General features: G+C 71.4%; 11 protein-coding genes. 7 read left to right on the top strand and 4 right to left on the bottom strand.

Annotated features, from left to right (window positions below):
- The 3 genes from VGD70_RS20135 to VGD70_RS20125 form a co-directional block, all read right to left on the bottom strand.
- On the bottom strand, positions 1–287 hold a 287-nt coding region (locus VGD70_RS20135; RefSeq protein WP_331083532.1), incomplete at its 3' end, for a DUF3151 domain-containing protein.
- A gap of 47 nt (positions 288–334) precedes the next feature.
- Complete coding sequence (fbaA, locus tag VGD70_RS20130; protein ID WP_331083530.1) at positions 335–1,369, bottom strand: class II fructose-bisphosphate aldolase; 1,035 nt, start codon at positions 1,367–1,369, stop codon at positions 335–337.
- 201 nt (positions 1,370–1,570) lie between these two features.
- A complete protein-coding gene (locus VGD70_RS20125; protein ID WP_331083528.1) occupies positions 1,571–2,401 on the bottom strand; it encodes an LLM class F420-dependent oxidoreductase in 831 nt (276 codons plus the stop codon).
- Between the two features lie 246 nt (positions 2,402–2,647).
- Here VGD70_RS20125 and VGD70_RS20120 point away from each other — a divergent pair, with 246 nt between their 5' ends.
- Both VGD70_RS20120 and VGD70_RS20115 read left to right on the top strand, forming a co-directional pair.
- Complete coding sequence (locus VGD70_RS20120) at positions 2,648–3,553, top strand: short-chain dehydrogenase/reductase (RefSeq protein ID WP_331083526.1); 906 nt, start codon at positions 2,648–2,650, stop codon at positions 3,551–3,553.
- A 30-nt stretch (positions 3,554–3,583) separates the two neighbouring features.
- Positions 3,584–4,051, top strand: coding sequence for a pyridoxamine 5'-phosphate oxidase family protein (locus VGD70_RS20115; RefSeq protein WP_331083524.1), 468 nt, complete (start codon positions 3,584–3,586; stop codon positions 4,049–4,051).
- Here VGD70_RS20115 and VGD70_RS20110 read toward each other — a convergent pair.
- Positions 4,045–4,326: a YciI family protein gene (locus VGD70_RS20110; protein ID WP_331083522.1), complete on the bottom strand. Its 282-nt coding sequence runs from the start codon at positions 4,324–4,326 to the stop codon at positions 4,045–4,047. The genes VGD70_RS20115 and VGD70_RS20110 overlap by 7 nt on opposite strands.
- A gap of 82 nt (positions 4,327–4,408) precedes the next feature.
- Here VGD70_RS20110 and VGD70_RS20105 point away from each other — a divergent pair, with 82 nt between their 5' ends.
- The 5 genes from VGD70_RS20105 to VGD70_RS20085 all read left to right on the top strand — a co-directional run.
- Positions 4,409–5,011, top strand: a complete 603-nt coding sequence (locus VGD70_RS20105; RefSeq protein ID WP_331083520.1) for a SigE family RNA polymerase sigma factor — start codon at positions 4,409–4,411, stop codon at positions 5,009–5,011.
- A gap of 342 nt (positions 5,012–5,353) precedes the next feature.
- The gene (locus VGD70_RS20100; protein WP_331083518.1) at positions 5,354–5,554 is read left to right on the top strand and encodes a hypothetical protein; all 201 of its coding nucleotides are present in this window, start codon (positions 5,354–5,356) and stop codon (positions 5,552–5,554) included.
- A 115-nt stretch (positions 5,555–5,669) separates the two neighbouring features.
- Positions 5,670–6,812 carry an N-acetylglucosamine-6-phosphate deacetylase gene (gene nagA, locus VGD70_RS20095; RefSeq protein ID WP_331083516.1) on the top strand — a complete coding sequence of 381 codons (1,143 nt, stop codon included), beginning with the start codon at positions 5,670–5,672 and terminating at the stop codon, positions 6,810–6,812.
- Between the two features lie 9 nt (positions 6,813–6,821).
- Positions 6,822–7,124 carry a hypothetical protein gene (locus tag VGD70_RS20090; protein WP_331083514.1) on the top strand — a complete coding sequence of 101 codons (303 nt, stop codon included), beginning with the start codon at positions 6,822–6,824 and terminating at the stop codon, positions 7,122–7,124.
- 24 nt (positions 7,125–7,148) lie between these two features.
- A partial coding sequence (locus VGD70_RS20085; protein ID WP_331083512.1) for a DedA family protein occupies positions 7,149–7,800 on the top strand: 652 nt, incomplete at its 3' end.

The following is a 7,800-nucleotide window of genomic DNA, read 5'->3' as shown; positions in this document are numbered from 1 at the left end:
CGGTTCGGGCGGTGCGACCACGGGATCGGGCCGTGGCCCTTCCAGCCCGCGCGGCGCAGCTGGTCCAGCCCGCGGTGGTAGCCGGTGCGCGCGTATGCGTACGCGGCGACCGGGTTGTTCTCCGTCAGGGCCAGCTCGGCGAGCGCCGCCCAGCCCTCGCTGAAGTCCGGCCACCGGGTGACCACCTTGGCGGGCTCGGTGCCGGACTCCAGGGCGGACTGCGGCTCCGGGCGGTCCGGCAGCTGCGTCGCGGGCGGACCGCCGAACAGGTTCTCTTGCAGCGTCATGCCGCTATCCTGCCCGACGCGGCGAACCGCGCCGGGCAGGCACACGCTCAGCCGGCCAGCATCCGGCCGGTCGACTTGAGGTGCTCGCAGGCCTGGGTGACCCGGGCGGCCATGCCCTGCTCGGCGGCCTTGAGGTAGCTGCGCGGGTCGTAGGCCTTCTTGTTGCCGACCTCGCCGTCGATCTTGAGCACGCCGTCGTAGTTGACGAACATGTGCCCGGCGACCGGGCGGGTGAACGCGTACTGGGTGTCGGTGTCGATGTTCATCTTCACCACGCCGTAGGAGAGCGCCTCGTGGATCTCCTCCAGCAGCGAGCCGGACCCGCCGTGGAACACGAGCTCGAACGGCTTGGACCCGGGCGGCAGGCCCAGCTTCTCGGCGGCGACGTCCTGGCCCCGCTTGAGCACCTCCGGGCGCAGCTTGACGTTGCCCGGCTTGTACACGCCGTGCACGTTGCCGAACGTCGCCGCCAGCAGGTAGCGGCCCTTCTCGCCGGCGCCGAGCGCCTCGATGGTCTTCAGGAAGTCACCGTCGGCGGTGTAGAGCTTCTCGTTGATCTCGTGGGCGACGCCGTCCTCCTCGCCGCCGACGACACCGATCTCGACCTCGAGGATGATCTTCGCCTTGGCCGCCTGGTCGAGCAGCTCGGCGGCGATCTTGAGGTTCTCGTCGAGGTCGATGGCCGAGCCGTCCCACATGTGCGACTGGAACAGCGGCTCCTTGCCGGCGGCCACCCGCTCCTGGCTGATCGCGATCAGCGGCCGGACGAAGCCGTCCAGCTTGTCCTTGGGGCAGTGGTCGGTGTGCAGGGCGATGTTGACCGGGTACTTCGCGGCGACGACCTGGGCGAACTCGGCGAGCGCGACCGACCCGGTGACCATGTCCTTGACCTTGGTGCCGGAGGCGAACTCCGAGCCGCCGGTCGAGACCTGGACGATGCCGTCGCTCTCGGCCTCGGCGAAGCCCCGAAGCGCGGCGTTGAGCGTCTCGGAAGAGGTCACGTTGATGGCGGGGAATGCGAACTCGTTCGCCTTGGCCCGGTCCAGCATCTCGGCGTAGACCTCGGGTGTGGCGATGGGCATCGGAACGTCCTCCTCGGGGCTGGACTGGGCCTTCGAGGCAAATCCTACGAGCACCCCATGACGGCGCCGTCGTGCGTCGCCACGCGGTTCGTCACGGCGTCGAGGTCGCCGCCTGAGCAAGGGTCTGACCGGCCTGGTCAACCGGCCATCGCCTGCTGAGCCCGGCCCGGGCAGGGCCGGGGAATGCCCTCCGGGCCCACGTCAGGCCAGCGCCGGTGCGAGCACGCGCAGCACGGCCAGCTTGTCCGGGTTCAGCACCTGCAGCGCGACGTGGTCGGCGCCGGCCGCGTGGTGCGCCTTGACGCGGGTGCGGATCGCGTCCTCGTCGCCCCAGGCCACCATGCTGTCGACGAGGCGGTCGCTGCCCCCGCCGGCCAGGTCGTCGTCGGTGAAGCCGAGCCGGCGCCAGTTGTTGGTGTAGTTCGGCAGGGTCAGGTAGACGGCCAGGCGCCGGCGGGCGAGCTCGCGGGCGGCGGCCGGGTCGGTGCTCAGCACGACCTTCTGCTCCGGCGCGAGCAGCGGCCCGGCGCCGAGGATCTCCCTGGCCTGCGAGGTGTGCGCGGGCGTGACGAGGTAGGGGTGGGCGCCCGCGGTCCGCTCGGCGGCGAGCTTGAGCACCTTGGGGCCGAGCGCGGCCAGGACCCGCCCGGCCACCGGCACACCGCCCTCGTCGAGGGCGTCGAGGTAGCTCACGAGCTTCTCGTAGGGCCTTGTGTAGGCCTCGCCCACCATCGGGCGGTGGCCGGCGCCGATGCCGAGCAGGAAGCGGTCGGCGTAGGAGGAGAGCCGATGGTAGGACTCGGCGGCCACTTCGGGCGGCGCGTCCCAGACGTTGACGATGCCGGTGGCCACGACGAGCCGGTTCGAGGTGCTCAGCAGTCGCTCCGGGATCCGCAGGTCGGCCGGCGGCGAGCCGCCCAGCCACACCGCGCCGATGCCCAGGTCCTCCAGCTCCGCCAGTACCTCCGGCCTCTGGAACTCCGCCCAGGTGCCGGTCTCCCACAGTCCGAGCCTGCCGATGTCCATGCGCAACCCTCCATTGTCTTCGACGGTTATCGAAGACAACCCGGCCGGGCGAGCGTCAATTCCCGATCGCCGCACCGGATGCCCGTCAGACCGGCCGGCGGTCGAGGAGGCGCTCCATGACCTCGGACAGTCGCCCACCGACACCCTGTGACATACAGCCGTCCCGCGTAAACATCCGGTCCACATCCGCCATCTACTCCCAGTAGGTTACTGGTGGTAAGTTCGGGCCGGGGCATCCGACGAGGAGGCGACATGTTCGGCAGGCGACGCAGCGTGCGCGGCAAGGTAGTGCTGATCACCGGGGCGGCCCGGGGCATCGGCGCCGGCGTGGCCAGGGACCTGGCCGCCCGCGGCGCGAAGCTGGCGCTCGTCGGCCTGGAGGCAGCCGAGCTCACGAAGGTCGCCGCGGACTGCGGGCCGGACGCCGGCTCGTGGGAGGCCGACGTGACCAAGTGGGACGACCTCGAGCGCGCGGTCGCGGCGGTCGTCGAGCGGTACGGGCGGATCGACGTCGTGCTGGCGAACGCGGGCATCGCGGCCACCGGCTTCACCCGGTCCATCGACCGCAAGGCGTTCGAGCGAGTCATCGACGTGGACCTGCTCGGCGTGTGGCGCACCGTCCGGGTGACGCTCCCGCACCTGATCGAGAGCCGCGGCTACGCGCTGCTGGTGTCCTCGGCCGCGGCGATCGTGCACATCCCGGGCAACGCGGCCTACTCGGCGGCGAAGGCCGGTGTCGAGGCGTTCGCGAACTCGCTGCGCGCGGAGGTCCGCCACCTCGGCGTCGGCGTCGGCGTGGCGCACCCGACGTGGATCGCGACCGACATGGTCAACAACGCCGACCAGCACCCGGTGTTCGGCCCGCTGCGCCGGGCGAACAAGGGGTTCGCGAGCAAGACCTACCCGCTGTCGGTGGCCGTCGACCTGATCAGCGCGGGGATCGCCGCGCGGGCGCGGGTGGTACACGTGCCGGGCTGGGTCGGCGTGGTCAAGCTGGTCCGCGCGCTGGTGCCGCGAGTCGTGGAGCTGACCTCGCGCAAGCTCGTGCCGGCCGCGGACGAGGCGGCGCTCGCGGACATCGCCGAGCGGGGTGCGACCGAGTCGAGCCTGGTCGGGCCCGGCGCCAGGGCTGCGGCACGCAGCTCCGGTGCGCTATAACCGAGGCTCACCAGCAGGCGGGAGACACGGATGTCGCGACGGGCCCAGATCGTCATGACCCCTGAGGAGATCAAGGATTTCCTCGCCGACGGCAAGGTCGCCAACATCGCGACGATCGGCCCGAACGGGCGGCCGCACGTCGTGCCGCTCTGGTACGTCCCGCGCGGCGACGGGCTCGCGACGTGGACCTACGCCAGCTCGCAGAAGGCGGCGAACCTGCGCAAGCTCCCCCAGGCGACGGTGCTGATCGAGACCGGCGAGAGCTACGACCAGCTGCGTGGCGTGTCGATGGAGTGCGACGTCGAGCTGGTCGAGGACACCGAGAAGGTCGCGCTGATCGGCACCGAGCTGATGCGCCGGTACAACAGCGGCGAGACCGAGGTGGCCACGGCGGCGACCCAGTTCGTGCGGGTGCAGGCGGCGAAGCGGATCGGCCTGATCTGCACGCCGACGAAGGTGGTCAGCTGGGACCACCGCAAGCTGGGCGGGACCTACTGAGCCCACTGCCCGAGCATGAGCTTCCACTCGTGGACGGTCCGCGCCGCGGCGACGCCCTCGGTGGTGTACGGGTCCTCGTCGAGGAGCGTGTCGAGTTCGGCGCGGTCCTCGACCCGGTAGACCGTGAACCCGGCGGAGTCGTCGGACCACGGTCCCGCGCCGGTCACCCGGCCCTCGTCGGCGAGCCGCCGCAGGTACTCGCGGTGCCGCGGCCGCACGGCGGCGAGCTTGTCGCGGTCCTCGACGTAGGTGGTCTCGACGGTGAACCAGACCATCGGCGGGCTCCCTCGGCTCGGCGGCGCTGATCGCACGCTACTGGCGCTGTCCGCGCCACCCTGGGACCGGTACGGTTTCCGCGTGGCAGGGGACGGGCTGAGCGGGTTCGAGGGCAGCGCCGAGCGAAGTGTGGAGCGCACGCTCGGGCATCTGCGGGCCATCGACACCGGCAGCTTCGCCGTACCCGGCCAGGAGCCGGCGCCGCTCACGCTCGAGGACCTGTACCGGACGCACCGCATGCGCCTGGTCCGGCTGGCGCTGCTGCTGGTCGACGAGCCGGCCACGGCGGAGGACGTCGTGCAGGAGGCGTTCACGGGCCTGCACCGCAACTGGGGCAACCTCCGGGACGCGGCCGCCGCGCTGGGCTACCTGCGGACAGCCGTGGTCAACGGCTCGCGAAGCGTCCTGCGGCGGCGCAAGACCGCGCGCGAGTACACGCCGCCGCATCAGGTGAACGCCCGGTCGGCGGAGAGCCTGGCCATGCTGACGGCGGAGCACCAGTCGGTGGTGCGGGCGCTGTCCCAGCTGCCGCCGCGCCAGCGAGAGGTGCTGGTGCTGCGCTACTACGGCGACCTGTCCGAAGCGGAGATCGCCGACGCGGCCGGGATCTCGAAGGGGACCGTGAAGTCCACGGCGAGCCGTGCCCTGGACGCCCTCCAGAAGATCATGCGCACGCCCAACTGATCGTCGCCCACTGCCCGACCGGCTTCCGGGACGCCTCGACTCGGCGCCAGCGCTGCCGGGACACGCCCGGACCTCATCGCCACGCCTCGGACCGCACCCGACGGATCCGACCTCGTCGCCGCGAACGTGAAATCCGCACGCCCGCAAACTCCCTGCGCACTGGCCTGAAACGGCTCGCGACCCCTGTCCGAAGGGGCTCGCGCGCGTGCGCGATGCAGCCCCCGCCCTCTCCGGGGGCACCCCGATGACTCCATTCTATCGGTAGGGGGTGACGATTTCGGGATTGTGGATCTTGGTTGTGGATAAGTCTGGGGTTGTGGATAACCCGTTATGGAGGCTCCGGTGAGTCGAGGCACGTCCGGTCGGCAGCGGTGGGCGCGGGAGGCCGGGCTGCTGCTCGCCGAGATGGCCGCCGCCTACGTGGTCGTCGTCGTGGTCGCGTTTCTCTTCGACTGGGGGCGGCCGTGGGTCACGGGGCTCCTCGGGATCGGTGGGGTGCTCGGTGGTTTCGTCGTGGGTTCGCTGGCTCGGCGCAGAACGTGAGCTGACCGTTACCCACGAACCAATCTCATTGGTATCTTGTGAATAGTCCCCAACCGGTCCAGTACCGCTATGGTATAGACCAATAGTCGAGAGTCGGCGGTTCAAGGGGAGTGGCATGGCAGCGCAGCTGATCGCCCGGGCCAGGGTGGCGACGCCGGACGGCGTGCTCGACCCCGGCTGGGTGCTCGTCGAGGACGGCGCGATCAGCGCGGTCGGCGCCGGCGATCCGCCCGACCGCGCCGATGCCCGCCCGACCGACGCCGGCGGCGCCTGGGTCGTCCCCGGGTTCGTCGACATCCACTGCCACGGCGGCGGCGGCGCGGCCTTCACCAGCCTCGACCCCGCCCAGGTCCGCCACGCGGTCGACGCGCACCGCAGGCACGGCACCACCACGATGCTCGCCAGCCTCGTCTCCCGGCCCGTCCCCGAGCTCGTCGAGCAGGTGGCCGTCCTGCGTGAGCTGGTCGCCGACGGGCTGATCGCCGGCATCCACCTGGAAGGCCCATTCCTGTCCGCCGCCCGCTGCGGGGCGCACGACCCCGCGGTCCTGCGGCCCCCGGACGCCACCTCGGTCGACCTGCTGCTCAGCGCCGGCAAGGGCGCCATCCGCATGGTCACCATCGCGCCCGAACTGGACGGCGCGGTCCCGGCCGTGAAGCGATTAGTCGACGCCGGGGTGCTCGCCGCGGTGGGTCACACCGACGCCCTGGCCGAGGACGTGATCCCGGCCGTCGACGCCGGCGCCAGCGTCGCCACCCACCTCTTCAACGGCATGCGCCCGCTGCACCACCGCGAGCCCGGGCCGATCGGCACGCTCCTCGACGACGAGCGGGTCACGGTCGAGCTCATCTGCGACCTCGTCCACCTGCACCCGACCGTCGTCCGCCTGGCCGCGCGGCACGCGGGTGCCGGCCGGACCGTGCTGATCACCGACGCGATCTCGGCCGCGGCCGCCGGCGACGGGGTCTACGACATCGGCGGGCTCGAGGTCACGGTCACCGACGGCATCCCGACGCTGGCCGGAGGCGGGTCGCTCGCCGGCAGCACGCTCACGATGGACGCCGCGTTCCGCAACCTCGTCCACGGCTGCGGGCTCGGTGTGCTGGAGGCCGTCGCCGCCGCGTCGACCCGGCCCGCGGAGCTGCTCGGGCTCGGCACGGTGACCGGCCGGATCGCCGCCGGGTACGCCGCCGACCTGGTACTGCTCGACGAGACGCTGCACCCGAGCGCGGTCATGCACCGCGGCGCCTGGGTATAGCGTCACCGTGTGACCGACGATCCGGAACGGCTGGTCGCCGAGGCGCTGCGGGCGCACGCGGCCCGCACGCCGCTACCGGGACCCGAGCACACCGACCTCACCAGCCCGGTCCTCGGCAGCTACGGCCTGCTCTCCGGCAGCGGGATGCGCCTTCCGCCGGCCGACCCGCCGACCGTGCGCGGGCTGCGGGTGGCCGACCGGACCACCCAGCTCGAGCCCGAGGGCCGGATCGCGGTCGGCTGGGTCATCCTGCTGGCGCTCCTACTCGGTCTGGCGGCGGGCGCGGTGGTCGGACTCCTAACCCTCCTTTAAGAATGCTTCGGTACCTTGACAACCGTGACGCTAGCTACTGCCTCCGTGCACACGATGTCCCTCCTGCCGTCCTGGCTGGACCCCAACGTCATCCTCGAGGGGATGGGCGGCTGGGCGCTCGCGGTGCTGTGCCTGATCGTCTTCGCGGAGTGCGGCCTGCTCGTGGGGTTCTTCCTGCCGGGTGACTCGCTGCTGTTCACCGCGGGCCTGTTCGTCGCCAGCGGCGCCATCGCCACCCCGCTGTGGATCGTGTGCGTGCTGGTCACGGTGTGCGCGTTCGCGGGCAACGTCTGCGGCTACTGGATCGGCGCCAAGGCCGGGCCGACGCTGTTCAGCAAGCCCGACTCGAAGCTCTTCCGCAAGGAGTACGTCGACAAGACGCACGAGTTCTTCGACAAGTACGGCGCGCGGGCCATCGTCATGGCGCGGTTCGTGCCGATCGTGCGCACGTTCATCACCGCGATGGCTGGCGTCGGCCGGATGGACCCGAAGCGCTACTTCGCCTACTCGGCGATCGGCGGCGTGGCGTGGGCGAGCGGCGTCACCGTGCTCGGCTACTTCCTCGGCCAGATCTCGTTCGTGCACAACAACATCGAGCTCATGCTGATCCTCATCGTGCTGATCTCGTTCATCCCGATCGTCATCGAGGTCGTCAAGGCCCGCCGGGAGAAGAAGC

The sequence above is a fragment of the Actinophytocola sp. genome, from assembly GCF_036402745.1.
Taxonomy (GTDB): Bacteria; Actinomycetota; Actinomycetes; order Mycobacteriales; family Pseudonocardiaceae; genus Actinophytocola.
Note: the sequence above shows the minus strand (reverse complement) of the source record. Positions and strands in the feature narration are given on the sequence as shown.

Excerpts from the sequence above, each read along its gene's own strand:
- VGD70_RS20110 (WP_331083522.1), bottom strand. The coding sequence starts at position 4,326 with ATGGTCTGGTTCACCGTCGAGACCACCTACGTCGAGGACCGCGACAAG.
- fbaA (WP_331083530.1), bottom strand. The coding sequence starts at position 1,369 with ATGCCCATCGCCACACCCGAGGTCTACGCCGAGATGCTGGACCGGGCC.
- VGD70_RS20120 (WP_331083526.1), top strand. The coding sequence starts at position 2,648 with ATGTTCGGCAGGCGACGCAGCGTGCGCGGCAAGGTAGTGCTGATCACC.
- VGD70_RS20115 (WP_331083524.1), top strand. The coding sequence starts at position 3,584 with ATGTCGCGACGGGCCCAGATCGTCATGACCCCTGAGGAGATCAAGGAT.
- nagA (WP_331083516.1), top strand. The coding sequence starts at position 5,670 with ATGGCAGCGCAGCTGATCGCCCGGGCCAGGGTGGCGACGCCGGACGGC.